Annotated in this window: 14 protein-coding genes; 5 read left to right on the forward strand and 9 right to left on the reverse strand. The window is 55.0% G+C overall.

Translation table 11 applies throughout. The features are described from left to right. Together R6U41_RS09975 and R6U41_RS09980 are read right to left on the reverse strand one after the other, a co-directional pair. Positions 1-401 (reverse strand): hypothetical protein (locus tag R6U41_RS09975; protein WP_410269691.1); only part of this gene is annotated, 401 nt, incomplete at its 3' end. A gap of 1,021 nt (positions 402-1,422) precedes the next feature. After that, complete coding sequence (locus R6U41_RS09980; RefSeq protein WP_410269692.1) at positions 1,423-2,175, reverse strand: SagB/ThcOx family dehydrogenase; 753 nt, start codon at positions 2,173-2,175, stop codon at positions 1,423-1,425. Positions 2,176-2,193: 18 nt separating this feature from the next. Between R6U41_RS09980 and R6U41_RS09985 the strand changes: the two genes are divergently transcribed. Further along, positions 2,194-2,832, forward strand: a complete 639-nt coding sequence (locus R6U41_RS09985; RefSeq protein WP_410269693.1) for a DUF2284 domain-containing protein — start codon at positions 2,194-2,196, stop codon at positions 2,830-2,832. Between the two features lie 6 nt (positions 2,833-2,838). Here R6U41_RS09985 and R6U41_RS09990 read toward each other — a convergent pair whose 3' ends face one another. The 5 genes from R6U41_RS09990 to R6U41_RS10010 form a co-directional block, all read right to left on the reverse strand. Further along, complete coding sequence (locus tag R6U41_RS09990) at positions 2,839-3,783, reverse strand: universal stress protein (RefSeq protein WP_410269694.1); 945 nt, start codon at positions 3,781-3,783, stop codon at positions 2,839-2,841. A 143-nt stretch (positions 3,784-3,926) separates the two neighbouring features. After that, positions 3,927-4,427: a hypothetical protein gene (locus R6U41_RS09995; RefSeq protein WP_410269695.1), complete on the reverse strand. Its 501-nt coding sequence runs from the start codon at positions 4,425-4,427 to the stop codon at positions 3,927-3,929. A gap of 4 nt (positions 4,428-4,431) precedes the next feature. Continuing rightward, positions 4,432-5,124, reverse strand: coding sequence for a sulfite exporter TauE/SafE family protein (locus R6U41_RS10000; protein ID WP_410269696.1), 693 nt, complete (start codon positions 5,122-5,124; stop codon positions 4,432-4,434). After that, the gene (locus R6U41_RS10005) at positions 5,111-5,563 is read right to left on the reverse strand and encodes a hypothetical protein (RefSeq protein ID WP_410269697.1); all 453 of its coding nucleotides are present in this window, start codon (positions 5,561-5,563) and stop codon (positions 5,111-5,113) included. Before R6U41_RS10005 ends, R6U41_RS10000 begins: the two co-directional genes overlap by 14 nt. 109 nt (positions 5,564-5,672) lie before the next feature. Beyond that, entirely contained in the window at positions 5,673-6,581 is a 909-nt protein-coding gene (locus R6U41_RS10010) for a UbiA family prenyltransferase (RefSeq protein WP_410269698.1), read from the reverse strand. Between the two features lie 269 nt (positions 6,582-6,850). On the opposite strand from R6U41_RS10010, the gene R6U41_RS10015 reads away from it, so the two are divergent. From R6U41_RS10015 to R6U41_RS10025, 3 genes are all read left to right on the forward strand, one after another. Beyond that, positions 6,851-8,512 carry a hypothetical protein gene (locus R6U41_RS10015; RefSeq protein WP_410269699.1) on the forward strand — a complete coding sequence of 554 codons (1,662 nt, stop codon included), beginning with the start codon at positions 6,851-6,853 and terminating at the stop codon, positions 8,510-8,512. Between the two features lie 109 nt (positions 8,513-8,621). Next, positions 8,622-9,659, forward strand: coding sequence for a hypothetical protein (locus tag R6U41_RS10020; protein WP_410269700.1), 1,038 nt, complete (start codon positions 8,622-8,624; stop codon positions 9,657-9,659). A gap of 120 nt (positions 9,660-9,779) precedes the next feature. After that, on the forward strand, positions 9,780-11,297 hold the full coding sequence (locus R6U41_RS10025) for a long-chain-fatty-acid--CoA ligase (RefSeq protein ID WP_410269701.1): 1,518 nt from the start codon (positions 9,780-9,782) through the stop codon (positions 11,295-11,297). A 143-nt stretch (positions 11,298-11,440) separates the two neighbouring features. On the opposite strand, the gene ahcY is transcribed toward R6U41_RS10025, so the two are convergent. Further along, entirely contained in the window at positions 11,441-12,781 is a 1,341-nt protein-coding gene (gene ahcY, locus R6U41_RS10030) for an adenosylhomocysteinase (RefSeq protein ID WP_410269721.1), read from the reverse strand. A gap of 201 nt (positions 12,782-12,982) precedes the next feature. Beyond that, complete coding sequence (locus R6U41_RS10035) at positions 12,983-13,903, reverse strand: ArsR/SmtB family transcription factor (RefSeq protein WP_410269702.1); 921 nt, start codon at positions 13,901-13,903, stop codon at positions 12,983-12,985. 347 nt (positions 13,904-14,250) lie between these two features. Between R6U41_RS10035 and R6U41_RS10040 the strand changes: the two genes are divergently transcribed. Next, entirely contained in the window at positions 14,251-16,329 is a 2,079-nt protein-coding gene (locus R6U41_RS10040; RefSeq protein ID WP_410269703.1) for a 3-hydroxyacyl-CoA dehydrogenase NAD-binding domain-containing protein, read from the forward strand. Positions 16,330-16,344 lie beyond the last annotated feature (15 nt).

Raw genomic sequence — 16,344 nt, forward strand, 5'->3', positions numbered from 1 at the left:
CGCCCCCGGGTGTGGAGAAACAGGCCGTCTATGGCGATTCTGCAGTTTCCGGCAAGATCCATGTATCCCACTTGGTGTTTTTGGCAGATTTCAGCAGCCTGTTCGGATATGTATGGGGCGGTAAACACCGGAAATGCATGGGACCAGTTGTTTTTCTGGACCAGCAGGTGGTTGACCGCCTCCCTTGCCAGCCTGGGCTCGCCGCTGGCGCGGGTATTGACCAGCAGCACACGGGTGCCGGTTTGTCCGAAAACTTCCATGACAAAATCCGGGCCGTCGTTTTCGCGGATTTGCCTTTGCACAATCGTGCTGTCCACCATCCCGGTTTCATTCAAAAGCGCTTCAAGTTTTTCCTGCACGGTTTTCTGCAGTTCATCTGCGGACAAGGGCTTGCCTGTCATTTTTTTGCATCACCTGTGTGGGTCTGGGTCTTGATATCCGTTTTTTTATAAAAAAACACCAAAATTTAGTTTTGATGGCACCGTAAAAGTTCAAGATCAAGGCTTGCGCAATTTCGAAGAATGCAGCGTACTTAGCCGTACGTGAAATTCTGAGAAATTGCGCGTAACGTAGATATTGGACTTTTTACTGCGCCATTAGTTTTAAATCATATATTCAACGCATGTTGAATATATGATTTAAAATGAACAACCATAAAAATCAAATTATTTTTATTAATAATATAATATTCAACATAAGTTGAACATTTAAAATCGATGAAATCTGCCATGAAACCGCTCCGGAGCAGACAAAACGGTTTCCTTCCTCCAAGCCGCCATCTTCACCGCAGGAGAGGTGACAGCGACAGCATCGCCGTAACCAGGGCATAATCCGCTTGTGCCTGTTTTCGCATGTGGCAGGTCGGGTGCGGTTTGTTTGTCTGCGGCGCGGTTTCGGCGATCGGCCGGGACTTTGGCTGGAATTTTAAAAACTCGGGCTGATCGCCCTCAGACAGTTTAAAATTCCGGACGCCAAAGCCCCGGTCCGATCTTATGCCGAAACCGCGCCAATGCAGCCAAACAAACCACCCCCGTCCCCGGCTCATGACCAGCCCACTGGAAATATGCGGCAACAATTGTTTTTTACCGGGAGGGCCTTTGAATTTGAATACCGATCTGGAGTTGATCGGCCAGGAGAGGTGTTTTACGGGGTTATCGAAATTGGGCCTGGTCCCCAAGGAAGCCCGAAGGGCGGGGGCGGGTTTTTGAAGCGACATTGATCTTTTTTGCGGAAAAATTCAGCCGATGCCGGAGCCGGAAAATTCCAAACTGTTTGAGGGCGACAGCCCGAGTTTGTAAATTTCGGCGAAGGCATCGGCTGAATCCGCAAAAACGATCCGGAGCGAAAAAACCCGGCCCCGCCCTTCGGGCTTCCTTCCTCGGTCTTTGAGTTGTGGAGAAGCCTTCGTGGCGCAGGCTTTGTTCAGATTTTGCTTACAGGCGCCATGTAGAGGGTAAACTCCTGCTGGCCGTCAATGCCCAGGATTTTGTCGCAATACTCCTGGTCATAGGCGGCAATGGCGCAGGTGCCGCAGCCCGCGGCTTCGCAGGCCAGATACAGGTTCTGGCAGACATGGCCGGCATCCAGGGCGATGACCTTGTAGGAAGCCTCGGCGTAGCGCCATTCCATGCGTGCCGGGATGGTGGTCCAGATGAACGTGGCCGCGCTTTTTCCGGCAAAGGACTGGCCCATGGCCATGCGGGTAACGGTTTGTTCCAGATTGTCAGGGCGGGTTTCCCTGACCAGTTCATGGCCCAGAGGCAGGTACCGGTAAATGGCCTTTTCCAGCCCTTTCACCCGGAAGGCAGCGATATAGGTTTCAAACGCGTGCCTGCACCCTGCCGAAGGCACTGTGCGCAGGGCGTTATAGGGCCCGGCCTGCTGCCGGATGCCCTGGGTGGCCCACAGCAGAAACGACAGCTCAGAAAGGGGCATGTCGCCTTTGGTGGCAGCCCTGCGCGATTGCCTGCGGGCAATGGCATCCACCACGGAAACCGGGTTGATGGTCTGCCAGTCCCGGGCCGGGGGTAGGGCGATTTTTTTAGCGTCCGCCGCGCACGGCTTTTGCAGCGGCGGAGGCGCAAGCCCCCTGGACTGGGCGGTTTGTGAAAAATCCACCTGCAGGCGAATGGTGTCTTTTAAAAAATATTTGTAATCCTTGATTGGTTTTTCCATAATAACAAAATAATCATCATGGCTGCACATGACAAAAAATGGTTTGACAGGGAAATGGAGCAATTGACGACAACAAAGCAAAAACTCGATGATCTGCTTTCTGCGGCAAGGGAGATGGGCGCAACCGATGCTGTGGTGCTTGCCCCGGAAAGCATCGTGGTGGAAGATGGCCTTGCGGAAAAATGCACCCGGCCCAAGTGCATCAATTACGGGCTTTCCAAAAGCTGCCCCCCGAATGTGGGCGGGCCCGGGGCCATGCGCAAACGGCTGGAAACAGTAAACTTTGCGATCTTTTTCAAAATCGAGGTCCCATCCGCGATCCTGTATTCCGGCCAGGGCCGGGAACTGTTTCAGCTCCTGCATGAAACCGCGGCCGGCATTGAACAGAAAGCCGTTGCACTCGGGTTTGCAAACGCCCGGGCCTATGCCGGAAACTCCTGTAAAAAGGTGTTTTGCGGCGATTTTCTGGAATGCCGGGTTATCGGTGAAAACGGGCAATGCCGGAACCCGGACCGGGCCAGAGAGTCCATGTCCGGGTTCGGCATCAACGTGACAAAACTTTATGAGGCGGCCGGATGGCCGTTTAAGGGCGTTGTCCATGAAAACGGCTCCGAGGTCATCGGCATGTCCAGCCTCTGCGGCCTGGTGCTGCTGTAAGTGGTTTTACGGAACAATGCACAATGCGCCGTTTTCCATATGCCGGATCAGGTAATTGGAAACACTGCCCATGAAAAACCGTTTGTTCATACCCCGCTTGCCAATGACCAGGGTGCCGTGGCCCTGATTTTTGAATTCCTCCAGAATCGCGCCGGCCACATCAAACCGTGCCGGGACAATTTTGAGGTTCAGCCGGTTTTCGTTGATTTTCTTTTCTTTGAGCTTGCGACGGGCAAGTTCCATAAAATTGTCAATGCACTGGCGGCCGGCTTTTTCAATCACCCTGGCAAAAGCCTTTTCATCGCCTGAATCCGTCTGTTCCTCAAAATCAAGGCCGCAGGTGTCTCTTAACGAGGCCTGCACGTGAAACAGGGTCAGGCCCGCATCCGGATTTTCCCGGAGCATATCCAGAAGATAATCCAGGGCCTTGGCCGAATCCACGGAGCCGTCCACGGCCAGCAGAATGTTTTTGGATGGGGCTTCACCGCTGATCATCCATACGGGAATGTCCGGGTTGTGCTCGATAACGTTTTTGGTGGTGCTGCCGATAAACGTGTCCGCAAACCGGGAAACGCCCCTGCGGCCCATGACAATGGCATCCGCCGATGCTATCCGGGCCTCATCAATGATGTCCTTGGCCCTTCCTTCCCGGCATTGGCGGGTGGATATGGTGATTTTGTCTTCAGCCACTCCCATGCGCATCATCCGCTTTTTCAGATCCTCCAGAAGCTCTTTGCCCAAGGCCTCGTTTCTGTTGTTGAATTTTTTGAGTTCCTCCATGGCCGCAGGGTCCTTCTTGGATTCTTCCCGGATGTAGTCCGATATTTTGGGCTGGACATGGAAAAGGGTGTAATCGGCATCCTGAAATACCGGGGCCATGGCTGCCATGTACTGCATGGCCTGGACAGTGTAGATGGAGTCGTCAACCGGTATAAGAAATTTCTTTTTCATGATTTTCTCCCAGGAGTGATGGTTGTAAGTGAAAAAAAATTTTGTCGGATACATTCTAATCATTAATCCGAACAGCAGAAATTGCAATTCGGTTTATGGCCAAAACCCATTGACAGGAGTTTTTTTGGGGGTGCAGGAATGGGTCAGCAGTTTTGTTTCACATGCGCCACAAATTCCAGCAGCCAGAACACGTCTGCCGCAGCCCGGTGCCGGCTGTTCTGGGTGCATTCAAATGTGCAGACAAGATCATTGACGCTTTGGTTCGCAGCAGGCGTGCGCGCCATGCGGGCCAGCCAGGTATTTAAGTCCAGTATTTTCACCAGTGACGGACCATATCCGGAATCGGTCAGCAGGCGGTTTTTCCATCGGATGTCAAAATGGGGCTCATCTGAATAAACCGGCTGTCCGGCAAGCTCGCTGATCATTTTTTTCGCCACTTTCCGCGGATCATGGCCGTGTTTCCGGAGTTGTTCCGGGGTAATGCCGTGGAATTCAAAGCTTTTGGGGTTCCAGTCGGTCCAGCCGGTCATGCAGTCCGGGTTTAACAGATAGGATTCAATGGCATCGGTCCGGCACCCCCAGGCCACTTCAATGGGATGGGAGTTTTTGCGCAGGCTGGAGGCTTCAAAGTCGATGATGAACATGGGGCTAATAGGTCCATCCTTTCCAGGTGAAATAAATCCCCACAAGGATCATCATCACCCCGCCAAACTTGTAGATGAGATCCCGGTGTTTGAGCCATTTGACATTGGAAACCTGGGAGAGCAACAGCAGGGCGGGTATGGTGCCGATGCCAAAGCAGGCCATGATCCCGGCCCCGGAGAGCATGCCCCCAAACGTGGATTTGGCCTCCATGCCCACCCGGGCTGCGGCAATCATGGCCGTATACACCGGCCCGCAGGGCAAAAGCCCCAGGACCATGCCCAGGGGCAGAAACAGCACAGCGCGTCTTGCATCCAGAATCCGCTTAAATCCGGCCCGGGCAAACCCGGCAAGGGGCGGGGCGTTTTGAAAAATCCGGCCCGCCGGCACCCACCCGGTCATGGCCGCGCCCATGACAATGATGAGTATCCCCGCAAACATCAGCACAGCCTTTTGAAATCCGCCCGCATGGGATGCAAACCGGGTAAAGGAGGCGGTTGCGCCCATAATCGCCCCCAGCAGCGAATAGGTGATGGTCCTGCCGATGTTGTAATACAGCTGGGGGAAAAACGAGGGCCGGTCCTTTAGCTGAAGGGAGACCGAAATCACGATGGGGCCGCACATGCCGATGCAGTGGCCAAAGCCAACGGTAAATCCCGTGGCCAGAAACACCGCGTATATGGATTCAGTAGACCACATCAAAGACAAATTCGGCTGTTCCGGTTTCCGGTAGGGTTACCCGGGCAAACCAGGTGGTTTTGCCGCTGGGACAGCGCACGATCACGCCCCTGCCGGTCCAGGTATTCTTCTCCTGCCGGGTCATTTCCACCCGGTTGGGTCCCATTTTCATGGCCGGCATGCCAAGATCGATGTAAGGCGCCTCTGAAAGCCTGTCTCCGCTGATTGTCACGCGAAACACAAGCTCCTCCATGGCCTTTACCGGCTTTGGCGAAATTTCGAGTTCCACGCTGCGGCCGGCAAGTTCTGCGCTGCAGGGTCCCTTGTGAATATTGCACGTGGTTCGGACTTCCGGGTTTTGGGCGAGAGCCGGGGCGACTGCAGCTGCGAGTGCAAGAAAAATTGCCGCCCCCAAAGCCAGCCCCATTCTCGCCGGGCATCGGCTTGCAGCTGAATCCATGTTTTTTCCTTTTGATTTTTCTATTTTGCTTAACACTTAACACTTTTCACTTCCAAGTTAAATTCACATGAAAACAAAATATTTAAAAATCTGAAACGCTTTGTTTAGGTCAAATAATCATGATCAGTACGATCATGAGCATGGAAATCGGAAAATAGCTGGCCCTGTTAAAAAGGGCCATGGCGTCTTCGCGCCCAAGGCCCCGGTAAAGCCGGAAGGCGGGCTCAATCAAAAGCCCGCTGCTGATGACAACCGCCGCCAGGGGTGCGATGGCCCCGGCGCCGGGAAATGAGATCAAAAACAGGATCACGCAGAACACAACCGAGATCACAAGGCATGCAAAGGCCAGGGCTGCGGATTTTTGCGCCCCCAGGCGCACCGGGATGGTCTGGGCGGCCAGTCGCCGGTCTTCGTCCATGTCCATCCAGTCCGCCGGGATGTTCTGCCCGCCGATTTCCCAGAAAAACAGGCAGGCAAATACAAGGGCCATAAAAATAAACGACGGTTCCGGATCCACCGCAAACAATGCCGCCACAGCCCCCATGTTCTTGACAAATCCGCTGACCACCGCCCGCAAGGGACTCACCCGCCACAACAGGCAGTATGTCGTCTCCAGCCCGGCGCCAAGAAGAAAAATCACTGCGCACACCGGGTTTAGCAGCCAGGCGCCGATCAGGGCCACTACAGACCACCCTGTGGCCCATATCAGGCCGTCTTTTAACGGCAGCAGCCCCCGGGCCATGGGGTGGCGGATCATCAGCGAATCCAGGTAGCCGGCCTCGGATGCTGTGGGCCGGGAATATTTTTCCTTGTCGGTTTTGTAGTCCACGATGTCATTGAAAGCGTAGATGGCCGTATATCCGGCAAATGCGGTGAGAAGCCCGATGCCCGCGATGTAAGCCGGTGGAAAGCCGCCCAGGTACAGCAGCACGCAGAAACCCGGGGTGGCCATGTCCAGTATCCCGTGGGGCGTGCGCGAAAGGGCCAGAAACAGTTTGATTCGGTTGATTGCATTCATGACTGATAAAATAACCTTTTCAGGGCCGGGTTTCCAGTTTTTTTCAGCAGTGCCGCTGCCAGACAGCCCGGCTGGCCGCATTGAAATATGTTGCAAAATTTTTTAAAGTTAGTAAAACTACAAAAAATAATCACAACCGCAAACCGATCAGCTCGGGCTGATCCATAGTTTTTGAAAGGAGGAGATAATGGCAGGCAGGGCCGGAAAACCGGCCCCATTACGGCGGCAGAGGGTTTAAAATGGTTTTTTCATCAAAGGAGGAACAGGTTATGCGAAAATCAACATTGTTTTTAAAATTCACCGGCATTTTACTGGCGGCCCTGCTGATGGCCGGCACTGCAACGGCACAGGAAGAAACCCCGGATTTTGCCAATGATCCCCTGGCCGGGCCGGCCGGTACCGGCACCATTGCACTGGAAACCCCCGGGAATATCATGATGAGCTTCGGCGCCCGGGCCCGGATTATTCCAACAAGTGAAACTGATTGGGATTTCGGGTTTGGTGATGATTTAACTATGCCTTTGCTTGGCGGCAACCTGGATAAGAATTTTTTCAAGGTTCACGTCAATGAATCCGGCTGGGTGAATGAAGATTATATCCGCACTGAAACCCAGATCTATTTCAATGCCATGCCCAGGGATCGGAAATGGAGCTTCCATGCAGCCCTGGAGTTTGACCGGCCCGTGGATACCTCGGTGGTCGATGACCGGGGTGGAACAGACAGCAACAGCGATTTCGGCCTGGAGCGCTTAACTGGTTCCTATGCGATCAATCCCAATCTTCGGTTTAACGCGGGTTGGGATATCTGGTTCATGCCGGATCCGGCAGGTCTGACTTATGGTGACGACGCCCCGGGTTTCTGGCTGGACGGGGATTACGGCACTTTTGATTTCAGCCTTGGCTACTTTAAGATGGATGAGAACAACTGGGGAACCGAGCCGGATTCCGACTGGCTCACAGACGAGGACAACGCGGATCGGGATCTGTATGCCGGTTATCTCAACTATTACTTTTCCGAAAACCATAAGCTCGCCGGCATGTATATGTATGACCGTATTCGCAATGTGGCCACCGGCAGCCTGTTGGATGCGCTCATGGAAACTACAGGCGATAAGCCAAAGACAGATGTGCATTACACCGGTCTTGTCTACGAAGGAAATGTGGGCTTGATGAATTATTTCGTGGAAGGGATTTATCAGTTCGGCGAAGCGGATGACACTGGACTGGCCGAAGATGACTATGACATCAATGCCTTTGCATTTGCCGGGGACCTGGAGCTTGATCTGAGCGATTCTGTTGGTTATGGGTTCAAGCCGCATCTCGGGTTCATTTATACCTCCGGCGATGATGATCCCGAAGATGACAACCTGGAGGGATATACCGGATCACTGACCTTCCAGCGCTGGACCACCTTTGGCGGGGAAAATAGCATTCTTAGCGACGGCAACACCATGATGGGTACGGTGCTTTACAGCTTCCTGCCCGGGTTTTACGGAAACGGCACCCCGGTGGTTGTGGGCGGGCTGCCCAATACCAATGCGCTGGGCACGGCCCGCGGCGACAACCCGGGTCTGACCATGAGCAGCTTGGGTTTCAGCCTCACTCCTAAAAGATACCTGATGTTTAAGAGCAATATCAATTCGTTCTGGTGGAACGAGGATTTTTCGGTCAGAAGTTATGTTGATGGGACACCCACTGAGATCGATTCCGGCTACGTGGGCACGGAATGGGACAACGAGCTGACCCTGGCCCTGAGCAAGAATACCTTTGTCAAGGGGCAGGCTGCAGTGTTGTTCCCCGGTGAGGTGATGGATGATGTGACCAGCGCACGGTCTGCTGTTACAAATCCATTAACCGGAGAGGTGATCCCCGGCGAGGAAAGCGATGATGTGGCTTACCGGCTGGGCATGGAATTTATTTGGCAGTTCTAGGTCATAACTGATATTATCTGCCTTAAATATCAATGGCTCCGGGAATGGCGGACAAAATCCGCCATTCCCGGATTTTTGGTTCAACCTGGCACTTGTTTCGGGGGGTGTGATGTTCAAGGAAAAAAGCAGATTCGGTAAACTCATGGTATGCGTGCTTGGCCTGGTGCTGTTATCCGGCTGCGCCGCAGGGGGACGGCCGGATATTGTCTCTGAAGACAAAAAAGAGGGTGAAGTCTATTCCAATGCAGACGTGCGCAGAATGACCATCGAGCATCCGGGCACCCTGTCCGGAGACTATTTTCTCAAACGCTCCTATCCGGAAAAACCCGCCGGCGATGCCAAAAAAAAGCCCGGCATCACCTGGGCATATGCGGATTCCCGGAGCCGGCAGACTTCCGCAGAAGCCGCTTCTGCTAAGCCTGTTGGCACGCGGCAAAGTGTTTCCACGGGTATTTATAAAATCGGCCTTATGGCTGCCGCAGATGCCAAAGACGATTTCACCCCCAGGCGACTGCATCGTGCCGCCGCAGGCCTGACCCTGGAGCAGAGCCGGGTGATCGGCCCGGAGCAGATCGCTGATGTGGCTTCTGCCGCAAACTGCGCAAATCGCGATATTCTCTCCTGCGTGGGCCGGCAGGCGGCCCTTTATCCCGGGGTGCACATGCTGGTGGTGGTCGATTCCCTGTCCCTGCCCGAAGATTTCCCCGGCCGGGCGGCCATGCGGCTGCGGGTGATGGACACGGGCCTGGACTATGTCCATGCGCCCCTGGAAATGACCCGGACATTGGAGGCCCGGGATCAGGCGGAAACCTTTGTGCAGCAGGCCCTGCAGCGCGCATTTGATTTTGCCGAGCAAAAGGCGGATGTCATGCCCGCCCACTGCCGGGTGTTTTCCGTCAAGCAGGAGCGCATCTACATCAGCGCCGGGGCTGCCAGCCGGGTGGAACCGGGAGATGAATTTTCCGTGGTATCCTCGGGCCAGGTGGTGGACACACCCGCGGGCCTTCCCGTGGCCTGGGTGCCGGATGCGCCCAAAGCCCGGATCCGGGTGGAAAAACGGGTGCGCGACGATGTGGCGTCCTGCTCCCTGGCCGACGGGCAGACCCCGCAGCCCGGGGATTACGTCCTGCTGTCCCCGGCTGAATAAAGCCTTTGTAAAACCGGAAAAACCCGTTGACAGGGTATTTGTTTTCCGGTAAATGAACAATGATCAATAAAATGAGTTTGGTTTGATTCCGCAAATCCTGTAAAAACAAGGAGAGGGCGCATGCAGGAAATGAATATCGGTGCTTTTCTGACCAAAAGAGCCAGTCTTTCCCCGAAAAAGGAAGCCCTTGTCCTGGGTGATGTCCGTCTGACCTGGGATGCGTTAAACAAACGGAGCAATCAGTTGGCTGCCGCCATGGCCGGCCTGGGCGTGGGGGCAGGCGACCGGGTGGCCCTGCTGGCTTTAAACGAGGTGGAATTTTTTGACATGTATTTCGGCCTGGGCAAGACCGGGGCCATCCTGGTGCCCATCAACCACCGACTGGCCGGCCCGGAAATCGAATACATCGTGGATGACTGCCAGGCAAAGGTGCTGGTGTTCGGGGCGGAATTCGCCCCTGTGATCGCCTCTATCAGAGAGCGCATTTCCTGTGCCCATATTGTGGCCTTATCCGATGATCCGCCTGCTTATGCCCAATCTTATAAAGCCCTGACCGACGGGGCGTCGGATGCTGAACCCGAAATCACGGCAGGCGGCGCAGACATCCTGACCATTCTGTATACCTCCGGCACCACCGGCCGGCCCAAGGGCGCGGAGCTGACCCATGACGGGTATTTCGGCACTTCCGTGACCCTGCGGGCCACCTTCGGCGACATCGGCCAGGTGCTTTTGATGCCCCTGCCGCTGTTTCATATCGGCGGGCTGGCCCCGGTACCCATGTGCGTGCATTTCGGCATGAAAATGGTGATTCAGCGGGCCTTTGATCCAAAGAATTTCCTGGAGCTCATGGGCCGGGAAAAGGTCACCTGGTTCGGCTCCGTGCCCCAGATTCTCATGTTTCTGCGCCAGGTGCCCGACTTTGACAAGTACGGCTGGGACACGGTGAAAATGGCCTTGGTTTATGCCGCGCCAGTGCCCGTGCCCCTGATAAAGGAATATGCGGCCGCGGGCATCGAGGTGCGCCAGCTCTACGGCATGACCGAGTGCACCGGGCCGGCCACAGTGATCGACAGTGAAAACGCCATTGAAAAAGCCGGTTCCTGCGGGCTACCCTTTTTTCACAACCAGATCCGGGTGGTGGACTTGGACGGAAACGACGCGGGCCCGGACGAGCCGGGAGAGGTGCTCATTGGCGGCACCAATCTCATGAAGGGTTACTGGAACAATCCCGAAGCCACGGCCGAAACCATCAAAGACGGATGGCTGTATTCCGGGGACATGGCCAAGATGGACAAAGATGGGTTTCTCTATATCATTGACCGCAAAAAGGACATGATCATCTCGGGCGGGGAAAACATCTATCCCGCCGAGATCGAGGACCTGCTCATGGGCCATCCCAAAATCGCGGATGTGGGCGTGATCGGCTGCCCGGATGAAAAATGGGGCGAGTCCATTAAGGCCATTGTGGTGGCCCGCCAGGGTGAATCCATAGACGATGCGGAAGTGATCCAGTGGTGCCAGGGCCGGATTGCCAAATTCAAGATCCCTAGAAAGGTCGTGATCACAGAGGAAATCCCCCGGACCCCCACGGGCAAGATTTTAAAGCGGGTCCTGCGGGATCAGTTCAACTCTGCCTGACAGGAAGCGATTTCTTCTTGAGATTGCCGGCCCCGAAACAATGCTAAACACGGGGCCGGCAATCAAAGCTGTTGTACCGGATAACGATTGTATTAAAGACCCCGCTGCCATCCGGATTTTGGAGAGCAGTGGGGTGTTTTTTTTTAGTACCGGTAGTGATCCGGTTTGAACGGGCCTTCCTTGGGTACGCCCAGGTACTCGGCCTGCTCGTCGGTCAGGCTGGTGAGCTTGATGGCCAGGCGGGATAGATGCAGGCGGGCCACTTCTTCGTCCAGGTCCTTTGGCAGGGTGTAGACCTGCTTTTCCAGGTCTTCTGCGGCCAGTTTGAGCTGTGCCAGGGTCTGGTTGGTGAAGCTGTTGCTCATCACAAAGCTGGGATGTCCTGTGGCGCATCCCAGGTTCACCAGCCGGCCTTCGGCCAGCAGGATGATGGAGCGGCCCGAGTTCAAGTGCCACTGGTCCACCTGGGGCTTGATGTTGGTTTTCTCGCAGTTTTTTTCCAGGTAGCTCACCTCGATTTCATGGTCAAAATGGCCGATGTTGCAGACAATGGCCTCGTTTTTCATTTGTTCCATGTGCTGGCCGGTAATCACGTCGCAGCAGCCCGAGGCGGTCACAAAGATGTCGCCCAGGGGAGCCATGTCTTCCATGGTGGATACCTCGTAGCCTTCCATGGCCGCCTGAAGGGCGCAGATGGGATCGATTTCCGTGACCACCACCCGGGCGCCGAAGCCGCGCATGGACTGGGCGCATCCCTTGCCCACATCACCGTATCCGGCGATGATCACCAGTTTGCCGGCCACCATGGTGTCAGTGGCGCGCTTGATGCCGTCGGCCAGGGAATCCCGGCAGCCGTAGATGTTGTCGAACTTGGACTTGGTCACCGAGTCATTGACATTTACGGCCGGAAACAGCAGCTCGCCCTTTTTGGCCAGCTGGTAGAGCCGGTTGACACCAGTGGTGGTTTCCTCGGACACGCCCCGGATATTTTCGGCGATCTTGTGCCAGTGCTTGGGATCGCGCTCATAAGACGCCTTGATCCGGTTGATGATGCACTGGTATTCGTAGATGTCATATTCCTTTTCCAGCATCCCGGGGTTGTCCTCGGCCTTGACGCCTTCGTGGATCATCAGGGTTGCATCGCCGCCGTCATCCACGATCATGTCCGGGCCGGAGCCGTCAGGCCAGGTAAGGGCCTGCTCCGTGCACCACCAGTAGTCCTCCAGGGATTCGCCCTTCCAGGCAAACACCGCGGCCGATCCGGCTTTGGCGATGGCTGCGGCCGCATGATCCTGGGTGGAGAAAATATTGCAGGAAGCCCAGCGGATGTCTGCGCCCAGCTTCTTTAAGGTCTCGATGAGCATGGCCGTCTGGATGGTCATGTGCAGGCTGCCGGTGATTTTAAAGCCCTTAAGCGGCTTGTCCGGGCCGTATTTTTCGCGCACGGCCATCAGGCCGGGCATTTCGTTTTCCGAAAGCTCCATTTCCTTGAATCCGTCGGGTGCCAGGGAAATATCGGCCACTTTGTGGGGCAGGGAAAGATCGCGTTCCGGGACAATGGCTTTTTTCTTTTCATTGTTTTGCATCAGCATGTGGGTTTTTCCTTTCATTGGTGTTATTTATTCATTTTGTCAGTTTTGATGGTTTCGTGGACAGTTGATTGCTGCGATTCTGTCAATTAGCGGTCATGCATTGTGCACAGCCTGAAAAATGTTGAGTGAAAGCCCTTTTGAAAGATTATGGGGCCGGACTTGCTGCAGCGCAAATCCGTTTTTTTCAAACCATGTTTCAATGGACTCCCGGTCAAATCCCAGCCACTTGACCCCGTAGACGGTTTTGAGCGAATGCTGCTGGTGGCGGTCAAATTCGGCCAGGATCAGTACGCCCCCCGGCCGCAGGATCCGGGCCACCTCGCCAAAGGCGGCGGCCGGATCGGCCAGGTACTGCAGCACCAGGGAAATGACCGCAAGATCGGCTTCATTGTCGCCCAGGGGCAGATGCTCGATTTCTCCCAGCCGGATGTCCACTTTTTGTCCGTTTGCATCGGAAAACCGTTTTCTGGCCTCTTCAAGCATCCGCGGCGAGGAATCCACACCGATGATCCGGCCGGCATGGGCCTTCATGGCCTCAAGGAGCTCTCCCGTGCCGCAGCCCAGATCCACGCCGGTTTCATGGGCGTTGGTATTTTCGAAAATGGCGTGGTTGATATCAAAGGTGCCCAGAATTTCACGCTTTAAAAGATCCCAGCTTCCGGCGATATGATCGAAAAATCGCAGGGTTCCGGCAGAGCGTGCTTCGATGATCTGTTCGGCGCGTTTTAAATCCGCCCGGAGCACGTGGTCTTGTTCAAACAGGTAGCGCACGGCTTCGAGAAAATCTCGGCCAGGCCCGGAATCGGCGATGGAGTAAATGCCCCATACGCCTTCTTTCAGGCATTTTGCCATCCCGGCGTCCGCCAGGATTTTCAGGTGCCTTGAAATTCTCGACTGACCCATTTCCAGGATGCTCACCAATTCGCCCACCTTCAGGTCATGGTGCAGCAAAATATTGATCAGCCGGATCCGGGTTTCGTCTGAAAGGGCTTTAAAGTATATTATGTTATCCATATGTTTAAATCAATTTATCTTGATGTTTAAATTTAATTATAATGAAATATTTATATCTGTCAAGGAAAAACTTTGGGTGGTTTTTGGGCCGGCAGCTAAAAAAGCCCCGGGATCTTTCCGGAGGTTTTTGCATGAGGCGCTCCGGTGCATTGCACCCGGGACGGGTTTGTGATATATACTCTTTCTTCTGGTAAGAGGTGTCTAAGGTATATATTTCTTGAACAGAAGATAAGAAACAGACCCAAAATTCACATCACCGGCTCCGGCCGCCCGGGATCGTCCATTATTGCCTGCGCCGGGCCGGGGCAGGTTTTGTCCATTTCAGAAACATCAGGAGGAAACAGCAAATGGTTGCCATTACAGAAGCCGTATCCCTGGAAAAGGACGGGGAAATCGGGATGCTTTGGATCGACAATCCCCCGGTCAACGCCCTGGGCCATTCGGTGCGCAAGGGGTTGGCAGATGGGATTGAGCAGGCGGAAAAAGACGATCAGATCCGGGCTGTGGTGGTGACCTGCAAGGGGCGCACGTTTTGTGCCGGCGCAGACATCCGTGAATTCGGCAAGCCGCCCAAGGCCCCCCATCTGCCGGATGTGTTAAATCGCTTTGACCAGTGCAAAAAACCCATCATCGCCGCCATTCACGGCACGGCCTTCGGTGGCGGGCTGGAAACTGCATTGAGCTCCCATTTCCGGGTCGCGGCGGCTTCCGCCCAGTTCGGCCTGCCCGAGGTCAAGCTCGGCCTGCTTCCCGGTGCCGGCGGCACCCAGCGCCTGCCCCGGCTCATCGGATCGGAAAAGGCCCTTGCCATGATTACCTCGGGCAATCCCATCGGCGCTGACAAAGCCCTTGAAGACGGACTTATCCATAAGATCATTGACGGCGATCTGGCCGAAGGCGCCGTGGGATTTGCAAAGCAGGTGCTTTCCGAAAACCGGCCCATGGTCCGGGTCAGGGATATGACCGAAAAGATTGCCCAGGCCGACTCAGAAATTTTTGATGATTTCCGCAAGCAGCTGGCCAAGCGGGCCCGGGGCTTTGAGGCCCCCCATGCCTGCGTGGATACAGTGGAAGTCGCTGTTAGCAAATCCTTTGAAGACGGGCTGGCCTATGAACGCCAGCGGTTTGAGCAACTGATGAACGGCTCCCAGTCCGCGGCCCAGCGCTACTACTTTTTTGCCGAGCGCCAGGTCTCCAAGATCCCGGACGTGCCAAAGGATACCGCCACCATGGATATTAAAAAGGTGGGCGTGATCGGTGCCGGCACCATGGGCGGGGGCATTGCCATGAATTTTGTCAATTCCGGCATTCCGGTCACCCTGGTGGAGGCCAAACAGGAGCTTCTGGACCGGGGCCTGGGCGTGATCCGGAAAAATTATGACATCAGCGCCTCCAAGAAAAAGATCGCCGCCGAGGATGTGGACAAACGCATGGGCCTGATATCCGGTACCACCCGCATGGACGATCTTGCTGACGTGGATCTGGTCATTGAGGCGGTATATGAAAACATGAACCTGAAAAAGGAAATATTTTCCAAGCTGGACAACATCTGCAAAGACGGCGCGATTCTGGCCACAAACACCTCGTATCTGGATGTCAATGAAATCGCCGCCCAGACCTCGCGGCCGGAATACGTGCTCGGCCTGCACTTTTTCAGCCCGGCCAACGTGATGCGTCTGCTCGAAATTGTGCGCGCGGAAAAAACGACCATACCGGTGCTGGCCACAGCAATGAAACTCGCCAAAAAGATCAAAAAGATCGCCGTGGTGGTGGGGGTCTGTTACGGATTTGCCGGAAACCGGATGTTTGCCCAGCGAAAGCGCGAATGCGAAAAACTCATCCTGGAAGGCGCGCTGCCCGACCAGGTGGATCGGGTGATCTATGATTTCGGCTTTCCCATGGGCCCCTTTGCCCTGGCCGATCTCATCGGCATCGACCTGGGATGGGACAAGGACAATTCCAACAGCCGCACCATGCAGGAACTGCTCTGCGAGCAGGGCCGGTTCGGCCAGAAAAACGGCAAAGGCTATTACAATTACGAGGAAGGCAGCCGGGCGCCAAAGCCCGCTCCGGAAATCGATGATCTCATCGTGGAATTTTCCAACAAAAAGGGTTATATTCGCAGGGAGATCTCGGATGAGGAGATTTTGCAGCGCTGCATTTATCCCATTATCAACGAGGGCGCCAAAATCCTGGAGGAAAAAATCGCCGTGCGGCCGTCGGACCTGGATGTGATCTGGGTCAACGGCTATGGCTGGCCGGTCTACCGGGGTGGTCCCATGTTTTATGCCGACTTGGTGGGTCTGGACAAGATCCTGGACGTGTTAAAGAAGTTCCAGGCAGAGCACGGCGATGACTTCAAGCCCGCACCCCTGCTGGAGCAGCTGGTCAGTGAGGGCAAAAATTTCAGCTCGCTAAACGCTTGACAAAGGAACCGGTCC

This window comes from Desulfosalsimonas sp., from assembly GCF_046483245.1.
Lineage (GTDB): Bacteria > Desulfobacterota > Desulfobacteria > Desulfobacterales > Desulfosalsimonadaceae > Desulfosalsimonas.